14 protein-coding genes are annotated in these 17142 nt (G+C 71.7%); 11 read left to right on the forward strand and 3 right to left on the reverse strand.

What is annotated here, in order from left to right:
* Nucleotides 1–132: 132 nt before the first annotated feature.
* A complete protein-coding gene (locus ACFRIC_RS13835) occupies nucleotides 133–1365 on the reverse strand; it encodes a threonine aldolase family protein (RefSeq protein WP_382784110.1) in 1233 nt (410 codons plus the stop codon).
* A 219-nt stretch (nucleotides 1366–1584) separates the two neighbouring features.
* On the opposite strand from ACFRIC_RS13835, the gene ACFRIC_RS13840 reads away from it, so the two are divergent.
* The 10 genes from ACFRIC_RS13840 to ACFRIC_RS13885 all read left to right on the forward strand — a co-directional run bounded on the left by ACFRIC_RS13840 (nucleotide 1585) and on the right by ACFRIC_RS13885 (nucleotide 9883).
* The gene (locus ACFRIC_RS13840) at nucleotides 1585–2523 is read left to right on the forward strand and encodes a Rossmann-like and DUF2520 domain-containing protein (protein WP_382784112.1); all 939 of its coding nucleotides are present in this window, start codon (nucleotides 1585–1587) and stop codon (nucleotides 2521–2523) included.
* A complete protein-coding gene (gene panC / locus ACFRIC_RS13845; protein ID WP_382784115.1) occupies nucleotides 2520–3512 on the forward strand; it encodes a pantoate--beta-alanine ligase in 993 nt (330 codons plus the stop codon). Before ACFRIC_RS13840 ends, panC begins: the two co-directional genes overlap by 4 nt.
* Entirely contained in the window at nucleotides 3509–5278 is a 1770-nt protein-coding gene (locus ACFRIC_RS13850) for an L-aspartate oxidase (protein WP_382784117.1), read from the forward strand. The genes panC and ACFRIC_RS13850 overlap by 4 nt, the downstream gene beginning before the upstream one ends.
* A gap of 5 nt (nucleotides 5279–5283) precedes the next feature.
* Nucleotides 5284–6261 (forward strand): carboxylating nicotinate-nucleotide diphosphorylase, encoded by a 978-nt coding sequence (gene nadC / locus ACFRIC_RS13855; protein ID WP_382784120.1) that lies wholly within the window; start codon nucleotides 5284–5286, stop codon nucleotides 6259–6261.
* A gap of 7 nt (nucleotides 6262–6268) precedes the next feature.
* Nucleotides 6269–7066, forward strand: coding sequence for a type III pantothenate kinase (locus tag ACFRIC_RS13860; protein ID WP_339130709.1), 798 nt, complete (start codon nucleotides 6269–6271; stop codon nucleotides 7064–7066).
* Nucleotides 7067–7288: 222 nt separating this feature from the next.
* The gene (locus ACFRIC_RS13865; protein ID WP_382784274.1) at nucleotides 7289–7885 is read left to right on the forward strand and encodes a hypothetical protein; all 597 of its coding nucleotides are present in this window, start codon (nucleotides 7289–7291) and stop codon (nucleotides 7883–7885) included.
* 58 nt (nucleotides 7886–7943) lie between these two features.
* Nucleotides 7944–8129 carry a hypothetical protein gene (locus ACFRIC_RS13870; RefSeq protein WP_382784124.1) on the forward strand — a complete coding sequence of 62 codons (186 nt, stop codon included), beginning with the start codon at nucleotides 7944–7946 and terminating at the stop codon, nucleotides 8127–8129.
* Nucleotides 8130–8284: 155 nt separating this feature from the next.
* Nucleotides 8285–8737: a BlaI/MecI/CopY family transcriptional regulator gene (locus ACFRIC_RS13875; protein WP_382784127.1), complete on the forward strand. Its 453-nt coding sequence runs from the start codon at nucleotides 8285–8287 to the stop codon at nucleotides 8735–8737.
* 9 nt (nucleotides 8738–8746) lie between these two features.
* On the forward strand, nucleotides 8747–9316 hold the full coding sequence (locus ACFRIC_RS13880; RefSeq protein ID WP_382784131.1) for an amino-acid N-acetyltransferase: 570 nt from the start codon (nucleotides 8747–8749) through the stop codon (nucleotides 9314–9316).
* Nucleotides 9317–9544: 228 nt separating this feature from the next.
* The gene (locus ACFRIC_RS13885; RefSeq protein ID WP_382784134.1) at nucleotides 9545–9883 is read left to right on the forward strand and encodes an Lsr2 family protein; all 339 of its coding nucleotides are present in this window, start codon (nucleotides 9545–9547) and stop codon (nucleotides 9881–9883) included.
* Here the strand turns inward: ACFRIC_RS13885 and ACFRIC_RS13890 are convergent.
* On the reverse strand, nucleotides 9862–10455 hold the full coding sequence (locus tag ACFRIC_RS13890) for an SCO3374 family protein (protein WP_382784137.1): 594 nt from the start codon (nucleotides 10453–10455) through the stop codon (nucleotides 9862–9864). The genes ACFRIC_RS13885 and ACFRIC_RS13890 overlap by 22 nt on opposite strands.
* Nucleotides 10456–10885: 430 nt before the next feature.
* Here ACFRIC_RS13890 and ACFRIC_RS13895 point away from each other — a divergent pair, with 430 nt between their 5' ends.
* Nucleotides 10886–13411, forward strand: coding sequence for an ATP-dependent Clp protease ATP-binding subunit (locus ACFRIC_RS13895; protein WP_103552418.1), 2526 nt, complete (start codon nucleotides 10886–10888; stop codon nucleotides 13409–13411).
* Between the two features lie 107 nt (nucleotides 13412–13518).
* On the opposite strand, the gene ACFRIC_RS13900 is transcribed toward ACFRIC_RS13895, so the two are convergent.
* Nucleotides 13519–16647 carry an NACHT domain-containing protein gene (locus ACFRIC_RS13900; protein WP_382784140.1) on the reverse strand — a complete coding sequence of 1043 codons (3129 nt, stop codon included), beginning with the start codon at nucleotides 16645–16647 and terminating at the stop codon, nucleotides 13519–13521.
* Between the last annotated feature and the right edge of the window lie 495 nt (nucleotides 16648–17142).

Raw genomic sequence — 17142 nt, forward strand, 5'->3', positions numbered from 1 at the left:
CCTCCCGCACCCGGAGCCATGACCGCCCGGCCTCCCGGCCCCGGAGCCGTGACCGCCAGAGGTCCCGGCCCGCGAGAGGCCCGAGAGGCCCGAGAGGCCCGAGAGGCCCCGCCCGCTCCGCCCGCTCCCGGACTACGAGCCGTTCCGGTCCGGCAGCCGCTCCACGAACGTGCGGACCGCCGCCTTCACGTCGTCCGCCGTCCACTCCAGGGCCGGTTCGGCCACGGTGACCTCGGTGTACGCCAGTCCCGGGCCGCCCCGGTTCCAGCCCTGCGCGAACAGGCCGGTCTTCGTCTCCTCGACCTGCCGCAGCGCCGCGTCCCCGAGGACGTCGGGGTCGTACGGCAGCCAGATCTGGAACTGGTGGGTGTGCGGCTCCTCCGGGTGGACACGGACCCAGGGGACCCCCGCCTCCGTGAAGCCCTCGCGCAGCGCTCCGGCCACCACGCGCGCGTGGGCGACGTACTCCGGCAGCCGGGGCAGCTCCCGCTCCAGGCCGATCAGCGCCGACAGGACGGTCGGGAACTGCTGGATGATCATGCCGCCGTACCGGTGCCGCCAGGTCTTCGCCTCGTCCACGAGCGTCCTCGGCCCCGCGACGGCGGCACCGCCGAAACCGCCGAGCGACTTGTAGAACGAGACGTACGTGCTGTCGGCGAGGCCGGCGATGTCCGCCAGGGGGCGGCCGAAGTGCGGGGTGCACTCCCACAGCCGGGCCCCGTCGATGTGCACCACCGCGTCCCGCTCCCGGGCCGCCTCCACGACCTCGGTGAGCTCCTCCCAGGTGGGCAGGACGAAACCGGCGTCCCGGAGCGGCAGTTCCAGCAGCAGCGCGCCGAACGGCTCGGGGAAGTCCCGTACCTCCTCGGCGGTCGGCAGCCGGGGCTCGTTCGTCACACGGACCGGGCGCAGGCCGCTGACCTGGCTGAAGGCCTGCCGTTCATGGACTTCCGGATGGCTGAGCCCGTGCAGGGCCACGGTCGGGTTCCCGGTCCGGCCCGCCCAGCAGCGCAGGACGACCTGCTGGGCCATGGTCCCGGTCGGGAAGAAGACCGCCGCCTCCGCGCCCAGCAGCTCGGCGACCCGCTCCTCCAGGGTCTCGACGAGGCCGCCGCCGTACATGTCGACCCGCTCGTCGAGGTCGCACACCTCACCGGCTTCCTCGTTCAGCCAGGCCAGGCGCTCGCGGAGCGACAACTGGTAGCCAGGCCGCCAGAGCACCCGCCCGGCCGCCTTCCAGGCCGCCACGCGCCGCTCGAACCGCTCCTCGGGAGCCATCCCCGCCCCCTCCTCGCCCTGTCCCGCAGGGTCCGTCCCGCCCCGCTCCGCGGGGTCCGTACCGCCTCGTGCCGACGTATCGCTCATCCCAGGATCATGGCCCGCGCGGGCCCGGCCGGTCACCTCGAATTCCGCACGCCGGTGACCTGTGGAAATCCCGTTCACCCGGTCAGGGTCCGCACGGGTGTCGCGGCGCGCGGAAACCCACAGCCTGTGGACGGCCGGACTCCCGTCGGACCAATCGCGTTAACATGACGAGAAATCGTCCGGTACCCCGAGCGGACTGGAACGGAAGGCCGCCGTCGCGTGAGTACGTATCCCCAGCCAGAGCCCAAGGACCGCCCCGCGCGGCTGACCGTCGGCGTCGTCGGCGCCGGCCGCGTCGGACCCGCGCTCGCCGCGGCGCTCCAGCTCGCCGGACACCGCCCGGTGGCCGTCTCCGGCGTCTCCGACGCCTCCAGGCGGCGGGCCGCACAGCTCCTGCCGGACGTCCCGCTGGTGTCCCCGGCCGAGGTCCTCCAGCGCGCCGACCTCGTCCTGCTGACCGTCCCCGACGACGCGCTCCCCGGGCTCGTCGAAGGACTCGCCGAGACGGGCGCCGTCCGCCCGGGACAGCTCCTGGTGCACACCTCCGGACGGTACGGCGCGCGCGTGCTCGACCCGGCCCTCAGGGCGGGCGCCCTGCCGCTCGCCCTGCACCCCGCGATGACCTTCACGGGCACCGCGGTGGACGTCCAGCGGCTCGCCGGATGCTCCTTCGGCGTCACCGCCCCCGACCAGCTCCGGCTGGCCGCCGAGGCCCTCGTGATCGAGATGGGCGGCGAGCCCGAGTGGATCGCCGAGGAGTCCCGCCCGCTCTACCACGCGGCCCTCGCGCTCGGCGCCAACCACCTGGTGACCCTGGTCGCCGAGTCGATGGAACTCCTGCGCACCGCGGGCGTCGAAGCCCCCGACCGCATGCTCGGCCCGCTCCTCGGCGCCGCCCTGGACAACGCGCTCAGGTCGGGCGACGCCGCCCTGACCGGCCCCGTCGCGCGCGGAGACGCCGGCACGGTCGCCGCGCACGTCGCCGAACTGCGCCGGCACGCCCCGGGGACCGTCGCCGGCTATCTGGCGATGGCCCGCGCGACCGCCGACCGCGCGCTCGCCCACGGACTGCTCAAGCCGGAACTCGCCGAGGACCTCCTGGGGGTACTCGCCGCCGGGACGGACGCGACCCAGGGGACCGAGGGAGACACCCGATGACCACCGCCCTGCTGCGCACCGCCGGCGAACTGTCCGCGCGGGCCCGGACCGGCCGCAGAGCCGTCGTGATGACCATGGGCGCCCTCCACGAGGGCCACGCCACCTTGATCCGTACCGCCCGCGAGATCGCGGGGGAGACGGGCGAGGTGGTCGTCACCGTCTTCGTGAACCCCCTCCAGTTCGGGCAGGGCGAGGACCTCGACCGCTACCCGCGCACCCTCGACGCCGACCTGAAGCTCGCCGAACAGGCGGGCGCGGACGTCGTGTTCGCCCCCTCCGTCGACGAGGTCTACCCCGGCGGCGAGCCCCAGGTCCGGATCTCCGCGGGACCCATGGGCGAACGTCTGGAGGGCTCCGTACGGCCCGGCCACTTCGACGGCATGCTCACCGTCGTCGCCAAACTGCTGCACCTGACCCGGCCCGACGTGGCCCTGTTCGGTCAGAAGGACGCCCAGCAGCTCGCCCTGATCCGGCGCATGGCACGCGACCTGAACTTCGGCGTCGAGATCACCGGTGTTCCCACCGTGCGCGAGGAGGACGGGCTCGCCCTCTCCAGCCGCAACCGCTACCTCTCGGCCGAGGAGCGGCGCACCGCGCTCGCCCTCTCGCAGGCACTGTTCGCCGGCCGCGACCGGCACGCAGCCCAGGAGGCACTGCGCGCGCGTGCCCTGGAGGTGCCCGCCACGCGCGAGCGCGCCGAGGCCCTCAGCGCCATAGGCGAGTCCCGGGCGGCGGCCGACGCGCACGCGGTCGCCAAGGCCGTGCCCGGCTGGCCCGGTGGTGTCCGCTCGGCCGCCCGCCTCGTCCTGGACGAGGCGGCCCGTCTGCGGCCGCCGCTGGTCCTGGACTATCTCGCGCTCGTCGACCCGGACGACTTCACCGAGGTCCCGGACGACTTCACCGGCGAGGCGGTCCTCGCCGTCGCCGCCCGGGTCGGGACGACCCGCCTGATCGACAACATCCCCCTCACCTTCGGAGCCGCCTCGTGACCGGCAAAGGCACAGGTTCAGACACCGCCACTGGCACCGGCATACGCCTGCACGCGCCCGCCCCGGGCTGGGCCCTGACCGCGGACGTCGTGGTCGTCGGCTCCGGCGTCGCCGGGCTCACCGCCGCGCTGCGCTGCGAGGCCGCGGGGCTGCGGACCGTCGTGGTCACCAAGGCCCGCCTGGACGACGGCTCGACCCGCTGGGCACAGGGCGGCATCGCCGCCGCTCTCGGCGAGGGCGACACCCCCGAGCAGCACCTGGACGACACCCTGGTCGCGGGCGCGGGCCTGTGCGACGAGGAGGCCGTGCGCATCCTCGTCACCGAGGGTCCCGACGCGGTCCGCCGGCTCATCGCGACCGGCGCCCACTTCGACGAGTCCTCCGAGGGCGCCCTCGAACTCACCCGTGAGGGCGGCCACCACCGCCGCCGCATCGCGCACGCGGGCGGTGACGCGACCGGTGCCGAGATCTCCCGGGCCCTCGTCGAGGCGGTCCGCGCGCGCGGTCTGCGCACGGTCGAGAACGCGCTCGTCCTCGACCTCCTGACGGACGCCGAGGGCCGCACCGCGGGCGTGACCCTGCACGTCATGGGAGAGGGCCAGCACGACGGCGTGGGTGCCGTCCACGCCCCCGCCGTGGTCCTCGCGACCGGCGGCATGGGCCAGGTGTACTCCGCGACCACCAACCCGTCCGTCTCCACGGGCGACGGAGTGGCCCTCGCCCTGCGCGCGGGCGCCGAGGTCTCCGACCTCGAATTCGTCCAGTTCCACCCGACCGTCCTCTTCCTCGGCGCCGACGCGGAGGGCCAGCAGCCGCTGGTCTCCGAGGCGGTACGCGGCGAGGGCGCGCACCTGGTCGACGCCGACGGCGTGCGCTTCATGGTGGGACAGCACGAGCTGGCCGAACTGGCGCCCCGGGACATCGTCGCCAAGGGCATCACGCGCCGCATGCTGGAGCAGGACGCCGAGCACATGTTCCTCGACGCCCGGCACTTCGGCGCCGCCATGTGGGAGCACCGCTTCCCCACGATCCTCGCCGCCTGCCGCGCCCACGGCATCGACCCGGTGACCGAGCCCGTCCCGGTCGCCCCGGCCGCCCACTACGCCTCCGGCGGCGTCCGCACCGACGCGCGGGGCCGCACCACCGTCCCCGGCCTGTACGCGTGCGGCGAGGTCGCCTGCACGGGCGTTCACGGCGCGAACCGGCTCGCCTCCAACTCGCTGCTGGAGGGCCTCGTCTACGCCGAGCGGATCGCCGCGGACATCGCGGCGAGCCACGCCGAGGACGGTCTGCACGCGCGCGTGCCCCAGCCGGTCCCGCACCCCGAGACGCCCGCGCACCCGCTGCTCGCCCCCGAGACCCGCTTCGCGATCCAGCGGATCATGACGGGCGGCGCCGGTGTGCTGCGCTCCGCCGAGTCCCTCGCGGCCGCCGCCGAGCAGCTCCAGCGGCTGCACACCGACGCGCGGGACGCCCTGGACGAGAACGGCAAGACCGCCGAGCCGGGCGTCGACACCTGGGAGGCCACCAACCTGCTGTGCGTGGCCCGCGTCCTGGTCGCCGCCGCGCTGCTGCGCGAGGAGACCCGAGGCTGCCACTGGCGGGAGGACCACGCCGACCGTGACGACGACCAGTGGCGCCGCCACATCGTCGTACGGCTGAATCCCGACCGGACCCTCGCCGTCCGCACCACCGATACCGCAGACTTCCCCCCGACATCCCGGCAGCCCCACCCGGCGCCCCCGTCCCGTCCCCAGGAGCAGTGACCGAAGTGAGCACCCACGACCTTCCCCTCGCCGAGAGCGGCGGCTGCGGCGACGGCTGCGGCTGCGGCGCAGACATGGACGAGGCGTACATGGAGTGCGGCCTCGATCCCGCTCTGGCCCAGCTCCTGGCCGACGCCGGTCTCGACCCCCTGGAGGTCGAGGACATCGCGAACGTGGCGATCCAGGAGGACCTCGACCACGGTGTGGACGTGACGACCGTCGCGACCATCCCCGAGGACGCCGTCTCCACCGCCGACTTCACGGCCCGGGACGCGGGCGTCGTCGCGGGCCTGCGCGTCGCCGAGGCCGTCCTGTCGGTGGTCTGCACCGACGAGTTCGAGGTCGAGCGGCACGTCGACGACGGCGACAGCGTCGAGGCCGGCCAGAAGCTGCTGAGCGTCACCACGCGCACCCGCGACCTGCTGACGGCCGAGCGCAGCGCCCTCAACCTCCTGTGCCGGCTGTCCGGCATCGCGACCGCCACGCGCGCGTGGGCGGACGCGCTGGAGGGCACCGAGACGCGGGTGCGGGACACCCGCAAGACCACGCCGGGCCTGCGTTCCCTGGAGAAGTTCGCGGTGCGCTGCGGCGGTGGCGTCAACCACCGCATGTCGCTGTCCGACGCGGCGCTGGTCAAGGACAACCACGTGGTCGCCGCGGGCGGTGTGGCCGAGGCCTTCAAGGCCGTACGGGAGATGTTCCCGGAGGTCCCCGTCGAGGTCGAGGTCGACACCCTGCACCAGTTGCGCGACGTCGTCGACGCGGGCGCCGACCTGATCCTGCTGGACAACTTCACGCCGGTCGAGTGCGAGGAGGCGGTCGCCCTCGTCGCCGGCCGCGCCCTGCTGGAGGCGTCCGGCCGGCTCACCCTCGCCAACGCCGAGGCGTACGCGAAGACCGGCGTCGACTTCCTGGCGGTGGGGGCGCTCACGCACTCCTCCCCGATCCTCGACATCGGCCTCGACCTGCGAGCGGCGGAGTAACCCCGGCATGCTGCTGACCATCGACGTGGGCAACACCCACACGGTCCTCGGCCTCTTCGACGGGGAGGAGATCGTCGAGCACTGGCGCATCTCCACCGACTCGCGCCGCACCGCCGACGAACTCGCCGTGCTGCTGCAGGGCCTCATGGGCATGCACCCGCTGCTCGGCGAGGAGCTCGGCGACGGCATCGACGGCATCGCGATCTGCGCGACCGTGCCGTCCGTGCTGCACGAGCTGCGCGAGGTGACGCGGCGCTACTACGGCGACGTCCCCGCCGTCCTGGTCGAACCCGGCGTCAAGACGGGCGTGCCGATCCTCACGGACAACCCGAAGGAGGTCGGCGCCGACCGGATCATCAACGCCGTGGCGGCCGTCGAGCTGTACGGGGGCCCGGCGATCGTCGTCGACTTCGGTACGGCGACCACCTTCGACGCGGTCAGCGCGCGCGGCGAGTACATCGGCGGCGTCATCGCTCCCGGCATCGAGATCTCCGTCGAGGCGCTCGGCGTCAAGGGCGCGCAGCTCCGCAAGATCGAGGTGGCCCGGCCGCGCGCGGTGATCGGCAAGAACACCGTCGAGGCGATGCAGTCCGGCATCATCTACGGGTTCGCGGGCCAGGTCGACGGGGTCGTGAACCGGATGGCGCGCGAGCTCGCCGACGATCCCGAGGACGTCACCGTCATCGCGACCGGCGGACTGGCTCCGATGGTCCTCGGCGAGTCCTCGGTGATCGACGAGCACGAGCCGTGGCTGACGCTGATCGGGCTGCGTCTGGTGTACGAGCGGAACGTCTCGCGCATGTGACCTCGGCCCGCCTCGCCGTGGGCGGCCGGGCGGCCGGGCAGTCGGTACCGAAGGGGCTCCGCGTTCGCGGGGCCCCTTCGGGCGTTCCCTGCCCGAGGCCCGAGGCCCGACGCCCGCTAACCGGCGAAGGCAGGACGCGCCACATTTCTTCCGCTATGCGGCTTTTGTCTGATTAGCACGTATCGTCGCCCCATGCCCACGCCCTACGGATCCCACGGCGGCATGGCGTTCGGTGCGGAGGAGCTGCGTGTGCTCCGTCGTGCCCTCGCCCTCGCCCTGCACCCCAGCCCCGTCTCGGCCGAGGACGTCCAGGACTTCCTCCGCCTCGCCGAGTCCCTCGACGAGGCGGCCCACGAGGGGGCCAGGCTCCGGGCCTTCCTGCGGGCCGACCTCGCCCGCTACCGGGCCGCCCTGCCGGGCACCGCCGCCGGCTATCTGGCCCTTCTGGAGGAGGTCCTCGCCTCCGGATACCGGCCGAACCCCGACGACCTCGCCGCGCTCCGCGCACTGCGCGGCAACCCCGTCGCGGCGGCTCTCCTGGAGCGCTGCCGGGTCCTCGCCGAGCAGGACGTGCGCGCCCGGCTCGCGGGCCGCGCGGTCACCTCGGTGCCCCCGTCCCGCACCCGTCTGCTGGCCCTTCCCGGCGGCCGCGCCGCCGAGGAGCCCGACCGGAGGCCCGAGCCGAGACCGCAGCCCCAGCCGCCGGTCCGCTCCCCCCGCCCGGACCGCCCGATCCCCACTCCCGGCGAGGTCTTCCCGCCCCGCCGCAAGCCCGGCCCCCCTCCGGCCGACCCGCCGCAGCAGCTCGCGGCGGGCTAGCGGCGGCCACCGGACCCCGGCCGAGCCCGGAACGGCGCCCCCTGGCTACTCTGGGGGCATGGACTACGTCTCCGCGCTCGTGCCCCCGGTAGTGATGGCCGTGTTCTTCATCGGGCTCATCGTGACGATCGTGAAGAGTCAGGGCGGGGCCAACAAGGCCAAGGAGGACGGGGTCGTCGACGCCGCCCTCGCGCGCGTGGAGGCCGCTCAACAGACCTCGGCCCCCAAGGACGCCGGGGCCTGAGCCCCGGGCGGCCCCGCGCGGCTCGGCCCGGCTCCCCTCGGAGCGGGCCCGACCCCGGCGGGCCGCGGCGTCACCGGCGTACGACTCGGACGTTTCCTGCGTCCTTCGAGTCGTACGCCCTTTTTGTTGCCCCTCTCCCACTATTGTTCTGAACTGTGCCTCGCCCATTGGGAGAACTCGAAGACGCGGTCATGACGCGGGTGTGGAAGTGGAACCGCCCGGTGACCGTTCGGGAAGTCCTGGAAGACCTTCAACAGGAACGGTCCATCGCGTACACCACGGTGATGACCGTTTTGGACAATCTCCATCAGAAGGGCTGGGTGCGCCGCGAGGCGGAAGGCCGGGCCTATCGATATGAGGCGGTGTCCACCCGGGCCGCCTACTCGGCGGCCCTGATGAACGACGCCTGGTCGCAGAGCGACAACCCCGCGGCCGCTCTCGTCGCCTTCTTCGGGATGATGAGCGAGGAACAGCGCGTGGCCCTCAGTGATGCCGTCCGCATGGTGCAAGGACCCGAACCCCGGGCCCCCGAAGCCGCCGAAAGGCCACCGGCGCCCGAGCCCTCCGAGGAGAACCCCGCCGCTGACGGGGACGCCTCCGGGCGATAGCGTCCGCTCATGTCAGCAGAGCATCCCGCGGAGGTTCCGGCAGAGCTTCCGGCGGACCATCCCGAAGCCAGCGCAAAAGCCGTCACCGTCCGCCGGGCCAGGACCGGCGATGTCGCGGCCGTACGCCGACTCCTCGACGCGAACGTGCGCCGCCGTATCCTGCTCGACAAACCCACGGTCACCCTTTACGAGGACATCCAGGAGTTCTGGGTCGCGGAACGCGACGACAACGCCGAGGTGGTCGGCTGCGGCGCCCTCCATGTGATGTGGGAAGACCTCGCGGAAGTCCGCACTCTCGCGGTGAACCCCACGGTCAAGGGCCTGGGCGTCGGTCATCAGTTGCTGGAGAAGTTGCTCCAGACCGCCCGCTGGCTCGGTGTTCGACGGGTTTTCTGTCTGACCTTCGAAGTCGGCTTCTTCGCGAAGCACGGCTTCGTGGAGATCGGTGAGACACCCGTCGACACCGATGTGTACGCCGAGCTCCTTCGTTCCTATGACGAGGGCGTCGCGGAGTTCCTCGGTCTCGAACGAGTGAAACCGAACACCTTGGGCAACAGCCGGATGCTTCTGCATCTGTGATCGCGACCGGCTATTCCGGCGGAGTGCGTTGCCCACGTTCCCTATGTCCGAAACGCGCACGTTTCCGTGCGGGCGGAGTCCCATGAGTCTTCGCCAGGGGTTTGTGTTTTTCCAGCAAAAGCGGTTTGCTTTCCGACGTACTGCAGTACTGCATATAACAAGGGACGGCGAAACGGCGGACGCCGCGAGGCCCTCCTTGCCCTGAAGTTATCGATGAAAGGAAATCCGGTGGCACAGAAGGTTCAGGTCCTTCTTGTCGACGACCTCGACGGTGGCGAGGCGGACGAGACCGTGACGTTCGCGCTGGACGGCAAGACGTACGAAATCGATCTCACGACCGCCAATGCGGACAAGCTCCGTGGCCTTCTCGACCCCTACGTCAAGGGTGGCCGTCGTACCGGAGGCCGTGCTTCGGGCGGACGCGGAAAGGCCCGCGTCGCTGCCGCCGGCGGCAGCCAGGACACCGCGCAGATCCGCGCCTGGGCAAAGGAGAACGGCCTCGAGGTCAACGACCGCGGCCGTGTTCCCGCGTCCATTCGCGAGGCCTACGAGAAGGCCAACGGCTGAGCGCACGCTCGCCGCAGCCTCAAGCGGTGGCAGTGCGTCGCCATCGTCTGCACCAGTCGTACGAGATCGGGGGCGCCCCCAACGCCCCCGCCGACGGCCCCGCCGCCCAGCGCCGACAGCGTCGGCAACGCCGGTTCCACCGCGCGTCCGGGCTCCGGGGGCCGCAGCCACCGGGCGGCCCCCCGCGGGCCGATCCCCGTTTCCGGACCGGCCGTGGGCGGGGGAGCCTCGACGCTTCCGCCCGCGCCGATCGCCGTGAGATCCAGCGCGAGCGCGCCCCACTCCAGCCAGTCGAGCAGCCCCGGCAGCTCCTCCGCGCTCCCCGCGGCCACCAGCAGCCGCATCCGCTCCCCGTGCAGAACCACCGGGGACGCCGGCTCCAGATGCCGCAGCGCCGGGAATCCCGCCTCCGCCGGCACCTCCAGGACGTCGAAGCGCAGCCCCGTGACCAGCCGTACCGGCGCCCCGGGCACTGCCGCCCAGCCCAGTTCGTTCTCGTACCACTGGCACACCGGATCGACGGGACCACCCGGATCGGACGGCCGACGGGGGACAGGGACGGTGGGAACCATGCAAGAAGCAACAGCCGGAAGACCTCCGGAGTTACGCTGGGTATTTCCGTGAACGCGCAGAGTTCCTGAAAAAGGGGCGTGCGGGAGCGTTCCGGCGGGCATGGGTGTTCGCCCGTAGCGGAGGGAACCGGTGCGCGCGGCATGGACTGTCAGTGCGCGCGGGTAAGACATGCCTAGTGGGAGGGGCGACACGCAGGGCCTTGGCATCTCACGTTCGCCATCGGCGTACAGCGGGAGAGGGTATCTGCCTGGCCTGCGGGAACATCGTCTCGCACCATCAGGTTGGAGCAGATGTCGGCGTTCGGGGTCAGGAGGCCAAGGACGGTGTCGGCAGTTGGAATGAGCGGTCCCCGCTTGCGGGACTAAGCTGCGGAAGGACAGGGAGGGGAGCGTCCCCTTACTGCCTGACCGCTCTGAGGAGCGATTAACGATGTTCGAGAGGTTCACCGACCGCGCGCGGCGGGTTGTCGTCCTGGCTCAGGAAGAAGCCCGGATGCTCAACCACAACTACATCGGCACCGAGCACATCCTCCTGGGCCTGATCCACGAGGGTGAGGGTGTCGCCGCTAAGGCCCTGGAGAGCCTCGGGATTTCGCTCGAGGCGGTCCGCCAGCAGGTGGAGGAGATCATCGGGCAGGGGCAGCAGGCCCCGTCCGGGCACATCCCCTTCACCCCCCGTGCCAAGAAGGTCCTGGAGCTCTCGCTCCGCGAGGCCCTTCAGCTGGGCCACAACTACATCGGCACGGAGCACATCCTGCTCGGCCTGATCCGTGAGGGCGAGGGCGTCGCCGCCCAGGTCCTGGTCAAGCTGGGCGCAGACCTCAACCGGGTGCGGCAGCAGGTGATCCAGCTCCTGTCCGGTTACCAGGGCAAGGAGACCGCCACCGCCGGCGGTCCTGCCGAGGGCACCCCCTCCACGTCCCTGGTCCTCGACCAGTTCGGCCGGAACCTCACCCAGGCCGCTCGTGAGTCCAAGCTCGACCCGGTCATCGGGCGCGAGAAGGAGATCGAGCGGGTCATGCAGGTGCTGTCCCGCCGTACGAAGAACAACCCGGTGCTCATCGGCGAGCCCGGCGTCGGCAAGACCGCCGTCGTCGAGGGACTCGCCCAGGCCATCGTCAAGGGCGAGGTGCCCGAGACCCTCAAGGACAAGCACCTCTACACCCTGGACCTCGGCGCGCTGGTCGCCGGCTCCCGCTACCGCGGTGACTTCGAGGAGCGCCTGAAGAAGGTCCTCAAGGAGATCCGCACCCGCGGCGACATCATCCTGTTCATCGACGAGCTGCACACGCTGGTCGGTGCGGGTGCCGCCGAGGGCGCCATCGACGCCGCTTCGATCCTGAAGCCCATGCTGGCCCGCGGTGAGCTCCAGACCATCGGCGCCACCACGCTGGACGAGTACCGCAAGCACCTCGAGAAGGACGCGGCCCTCGAGCGCCGCTTCCAGCCGATCCAGGTGGCGGAGCCTTCCCTCCCCCACACGATCGAGATCCTCAAGGGCCTGCGCGACCGGTACGAGGCCCACCACCGCGTGTCCATCACGGACGAGGCCCTGGTGCAGGCGGCGACGCTCGCCGACCGGTACATCTCGGACCGCTTCCTGCCCGACAAGGCGATCGACCTGATCGACGAGGCGGGCTCCCGGATGCGCATCCGCCGGATGACCGCACCGCCGGACCTCCGCGAGTTCGACGAGAAGATCGCGGGCGTGCGCCGCGACAAGGAGTCGGCCATCGACTCCCAGGACTTCGAGAAGGCGGCCTCCCTCCGCGACAAGGAGAAGCAGCTGCTGGCGGCGAAGGCCAAGCGCGAGAAGGAGTGGAAGGCCGGCGACATGGACGTCGTGGCCGAGGTCGACGGCGAGCTCATCGCCGAGGTCCTCGCCACCGCCACCGGCATCCCGGTCTTCAAGCTGACCGAGGAGGAGTCCTCGCGTCTGCTGCGCATGGAGGACGAGCTCCACAAGCGGGTCATCGGCCAGAAGGACGCCATCAAGGCGCTCTCGCAGGCGATCCGCCGTACGCGAGCGGGTCTGAAGGACCCGAAGCGTCCCGGTGGTTCCTTCATCTTCGCCGGCCCCTCGGGTGTCGGTAAGACGGAGCTGTCGAAGACCCTCGCGGAGTTCCTCTTCGGCGACGAGGACGCGCTGATCTCCCTCGACATGTCGGAGTTCAGCGAGAAGCACACGGTTTCGCGTCTCTTCGGTTCGCCCCCCGGCTACGTGGGCTACGAAGAGGGCGGCCAGCTCACCGAGAAGGTCCGCCGCAAGCCGTTCTCCGTCGTCCTCTTCGACGAGGTCGAGAAGGCCCACCCGGACATCTTCAACTCGCTGCTGCAGATCCTGGAGGACGGTCGTCTGACCGACTCCCAGGGCCGGGTCGTGGACTTCAAGAACACGGTCATCATCATGACGACCAACCTCGGCACCCGGGACATCTCCAAGGGCTTCAACCTCGGCTTCGCGGCCGTGGGCGACGTCAAGACGAACTACGACCGGATGAAGGCCAAGGTCAACGAGGAGCTGAAGCAGCACTTCCGCCCCGAGTTCCTGAACCGTGTCGACGACACGGTGGTCTTCCACCAGCTCACCGAGGAAGACATCATCCAGATCGTCGACCTCATGATCGCCAAGGTGGACGAACGGCTGAAGGACCGGGACATGGGCATCGAGCTCAGCCCGACCGCCAAGTCGCTCCTCGCGAAGAAGGGCTACGACCCCGTGCTGGGCGCCCGGCCGCTGCGCCGGACCATCCAGCGCGAGATCGAGGACGTCCTCTCGGAGAAGATCCTCTTCGGCGAGCTGCGTCCCGGCCACATCGTGGTCGTCGACACGGAGGGCGAGGGCGAGGCCAAGACCTTCACCTTCCGGGGTGAGGAGAAGTCGGCGCTCCCCGACGTCCCGCCGATCGAGCAGGCCGCCGGCGGTGCCGGTCCCAACCTGAGCAAGGAGGCGTGACCTCCGGGTCCGCCTGAGAAGGGGCTGCCCCGGGACTTCGGTCCCGGGGCAGCCCCTTTTCCCGTCTTTCCCGTCCGGGAGGAGTCACGGATCGCGGCGGGCAGCCCTCACAGCACGTTGTGGGTCGTAGTCGTCGTGTGCAGCCCCGGCAACTGCTCCGCCAGCCGTCCCGGAACGGTGCCGGTGTCCGAATTGAGGACGAAATTGACCGTCCGCAGATTCGGCAGCAGGGCCCTCAGCCCGGACAGGTCCTCGTTCCCCGCCGGCTTCCGCAGCTCCAGGTGCTCCACCGAGGGCAGCGGAGGCGCCGAGGCGAGGGACTCCAGGGCGGCCCGGTGGATCCGCAGCTCCCGGAGCCCCGGCAGCGCCGCGGCCTCGGCCCAGTCGTCCGGACCGAGCTCTCCGGGCACCCGGCTGAGCCACAGCGTGTGCAGCGACCGCCAGTGGCCGAGCCCCCGCAGCCCGGTCTCCCGCAGGACGTCCAGTCCGAAGGAGAGGACCTCCAGCGGCGAGTCCAGGGGCAGCGCATCGCTCAGGGACCGGCCCGCGAGCCGGTGTCCCACGTTCAGCTCCCGCAGCGACGTCAGCGCGGCCAGACCGTCCGGCGGCGGGGTCCGTCCCTGGTGGGACAGCATCGACAGCGTCCGCAGCGGCAGCTCCCGCAGGGGCGCGAAGCTGTCGACCTCCGTGCACTGGTCGAGGCTGAGCTGTTCCAGCAGCGGCTGGGCGGCCAGGAAGTCCAGGTCCCGCAGACGGTCGTTGTACCGCAGCGCCAGATGGGTCACCCGGCCGGGCGGAAGGCAGGAGCGCAGCTCCGCCGAGCCGATGTCCCCGACGACCTGAAGCCTGGGCCGCCCGCCCAGTTCCCGCAGCACATGGAGCTGGGCGGCCGAGTGCGCGGTGAAGTACAGGCCCGCCGGTTCCAGGGCGGCGATGACCTCGGCCCCGTACCGCTCGGCGTCGAACCGGTGCCATGCCCAGGTGAGCTGGGCCCGCACCGACAGCGCCGGATGGGAGCGGAAGCGCGCCAGGACGGGTACGGCCGCGTCGGTGCCGATCAGGGAGGCGGTGATCACCACCCCCCGGGCCTCGTCGTCGGTCAGCCCCTCCGGTCCCGGCAGCAGTTCCAGGACGAGGGGGCCGGCCTCGGCCAGGGCGCGGGCCTCCGCCGCCGTCCTCGGCGGGATGAGCGTGGCCGCGTCGCCCTCCACGGCGGCCCGTACCTCGGGCGCGAGCTGCGTGGCGTGCTCCAGCGAGGCGAGGGCCAGCAGCCGTACACGGGTCGCCGCCGCGCCGTCGAGCCCCGCCGCGGCGGCGGTCATCGAGCCGAGCAGTTCGGCCCGCTCCCGGGGCCGGGCGTGGGCGACGGCCATCCGGACCACGTCGGCCCACTGGGACTCCCCGGCGTTGCGCACCAGGAGTCCGAAGTCCCCGTCCTCCACGGCGGCCTTGGCGCCCAGGTAGTCCTGGAAGGTGCGGTGGACGAACTCCACGGTCCCCGGGGCGGGTTCACGCAGCAGGCCGCTGCGTACGACGAGATGGCGCAGGATCCGCGCGGCGTCGCCCTGGCCGGCGGCGGCCGGGAGCGAGGGCAGGACGTCGGCGACGATGCGTTCGGCGCGGTCCCGGTCCATCTCCGACCGGTTGTTGCGGATGAGCCAGTAGGCGAGCCGCTGCAGAAGCTGGATCTGCGGGAGTTCGGTGAGATGGACGCCGTCGTGACCGCCTCCGGCGGCGAACATGTCGCGCTCCTCGTCACGGCGCGAGAGCAGCATGGAGAGCGCGGCGTCGTACAACTCCTGTCTGCCGTGCGGCAGATAGCCCCGCCGGTCGCGGTGCAGCGCGCAGATCAGACCGCACATCAGGGGATTGGTGGCGAGGCGGCCAAGGTCCGGCTTGGTGCGCACGGCGTCGAGGAGGGAGAGCTCGTAGCCGTCGAGGCGGTCCGTGTCGGGCGCGTCCGGGCGTGCCGCGGCGTGCCAGCGGCGGATGAAGGCGGCCACGTCGTCGCCGGTCATGGGGGAGAGGACGAGTTCGGTGAATCCGTCGGGAGTGAGCCAGTCCTCGCGTACGGCCGAGGGGCGGGACGTCACGAGCCACTGGTTGCCGGGGTAGGCGTCGAGGAGCTCGCGCAGCCAGCGGCGGGTGTGTTCGCGGTCACGCTCGGGGATCTCGTCGAGCCCGTCGACGAGGAGCAGGGCGCGGCCGTGGCGGAGCACCCTGTCGCTCCAGCCGTCCGGCTGGGTCGCGTGGAAGGGGATCCGGACGGCGGACAGGAAGGCGTCGGGGGCCGGCAGGCCGTCGGGACGCCGGACGAGGGTGCGCAGCGGGAGGACGAAGGGGATGCGGTCGCCCCGCTCCCCGCGCGCCGCGGTGACCGCGAGCCACTGCACCAGCGTGGTCTTGCCGGAGCCGGCCACACCGCGCAGGAGGACGAGGTCCTGCTCCGCGAGGGCCTGTTCGGCGGGCAGCGAGGCGCCGGCGGCGATGTGGACGCCCTCCGCGGCGGCGGACTCCTCGTCCTCCAGGGGGCGCAGGGCCTGGAGGCTGAGGTAGGCGGCGTCCAGCGGCCAGCGCTCCGGGGAGTCGACGAGGTCGATGCCGTAGATGGTGAGGTGGCCGTGCCGGGTGGCCACATGGGCGAGATAGCGCTGCTCGAAGGCCTGGTCGGTGCCGCCCGTGAGGGGGGTTCGGGCGATCAGTTCGTCCACTTTGGCGATGAGCTCGCGCTGTCTGCGGCTCTGCTCCACGAGCGTGCGGGGGACGAACGTCGAGCGCTGGGTGAAGAAGTGCAGGATGTGGAGGCAGGCGGTGTCGAGCAGCCCCTCGTGGAACAGGGCCGCGTCCAGGGACAGGTCCCGTGCGGGGTCCCCAGCTGCCGCGCGCAGCCGCTGGGCGAGCGCCCGGTGGCCGAGTTCCACCGCCTGGACGTCCGTCATGGTGAGGTCGCCCAGGGCGTGCAGCGTCCGGCCGAGGGCATGGACGACGGCCTGCTCCTCGTCGGCGGGGAAGGGCCGCTCGCCGCCGCGCAGCGCCCGGGCGACCAGGGCGGCCGCGAGAGCGGCCAGTTCCCTCTCCCCGACGGCCCGCTTCTCGCCCTTGAAGGAGACCAGCGCCGAGATCCGTACGGGCTTGTCCACGAGCCCCGCTCCCGGCCCCTCGGCCACGAAGAGCTTCCTGACCAGCGGCGCGGCCACGCTCGAGGCCAGGCGCGTGCCGACGGTTACTGGGTCCATGACGTTCCCCCCGAGAGCGTTGGGCCGGAAGGACAACCGTAGGGTCCGGCGGCCGATCGGCACAGCACTGCCGAGGGGTGCCCGTGGAGGGGCCGGCGACGGCTCAAGACCCTTGAAAACAGGGGCAGGCGGGGTAGCCCGCGTCACATTCCGGGGGGTCCGGAGGCGGGGCCCCGGTGACATGGCGCACAGGCGTTTTGTCCGGTACTAGGTTGAATAGTGGATATGCGAAAACGGACAAAAAGGACCTTTGGCCCGGGGTGGACGGGACTGTCGGCAGGGCGCCCCGAGGGGTGGGCCGCAGGCAGGTTTGGCAAGGGATGTGCAGGGCTGAAGTGGGGTTAAACCCTGTTTTCGGGGCCAAAGGGACAAGATCCCTCGCCGGATGTCCGAGGTGTCAAGGTTCGGGAAGTTTTGGGATGAAGTACTACTTCGGACCGTAGATGGGGGGTTTGAGTGCGGCTGGGGGCGCGGGTTACCAATGAATGGCCAACA

Origin of the sequence: Streptomyces sp. NPDC056738 (assembly GCF_042790435.1) — a bacterium.
Classification (GTDB): domain Bacteria; phylum Actinomycetota; class Actinomycetes; order Streptomycetales; family Streptomycetaceae; genus Streptomyces.

Excerpts from the sequence above, each read along its gene's own strand:
- ACFRIC_RS13835 (WP_382784110.1), bottom strand. The coding sequence starts at position 1,365 with ATGAGCGATACGTCGGCACGAGGCGGTACGGACCCCGCGGAGCGGGGC.
- panC (WP_382784115.1), top strand. The coding sequence starts at position 2,520 with ATGACCACCGCCCTGCTGCGCACCGCCGGCGAACTGTCCGCGCGGGCC.
- ACFRIC_RS13860 (WP_339130709.1), top strand. The coding sequence starts at position 6,269 with ATGCTGCTGACCATCGACGTGGGCAACACCCACACGGTCCTCGGCCTC.
- ACFRIC_RS13865 (WP_382784274.1), top strand. The coding sequence starts at position 7,289 with ATGGCGTTCGGTGCGGAGGAGCTGCGTGTGCTCCGTCGTGCCCTCGCC.
- ACFRIC_RS13870 (WP_382784124.1), top strand. The coding sequence starts at position 7,944 with ATGGACTACGTCTCCGCGCTCGTGCCCCCGGTAGTGATGGCCGTGTTC.
- ACFRIC_RS13880 (WP_382784131.1), top strand. The coding sequence starts at position 8,747 with ATGTCAGCAGAGCATCCCGCGGAGGTTCCGGCAGAGCTTCCGGCGGAC.
- ACFRIC_RS13890 (WP_382784137.1), bottom strand. The coding sequence starts at position 10,455 with ATGGTTCCCACCGTCCCTGTCCCCCGTCGGCCGTCCGATCCGGGTGGT.
- ACFRIC_RS13895 (WP_103552418.1), top strand. The coding sequence starts at position 10,886 with ATGTTCGAGAGGTTCACCGACCGCGCGCGGCGGGTTGTCGTCCTGGCT.
- ACFRIC_RS13900 (WP_382784140.1), bottom strand. The coding sequence starts at position 16,647 with ATGGACCCAGTAACCGTCGGCACGCGCCTGGCCTCGAGCGTGGCCGCG.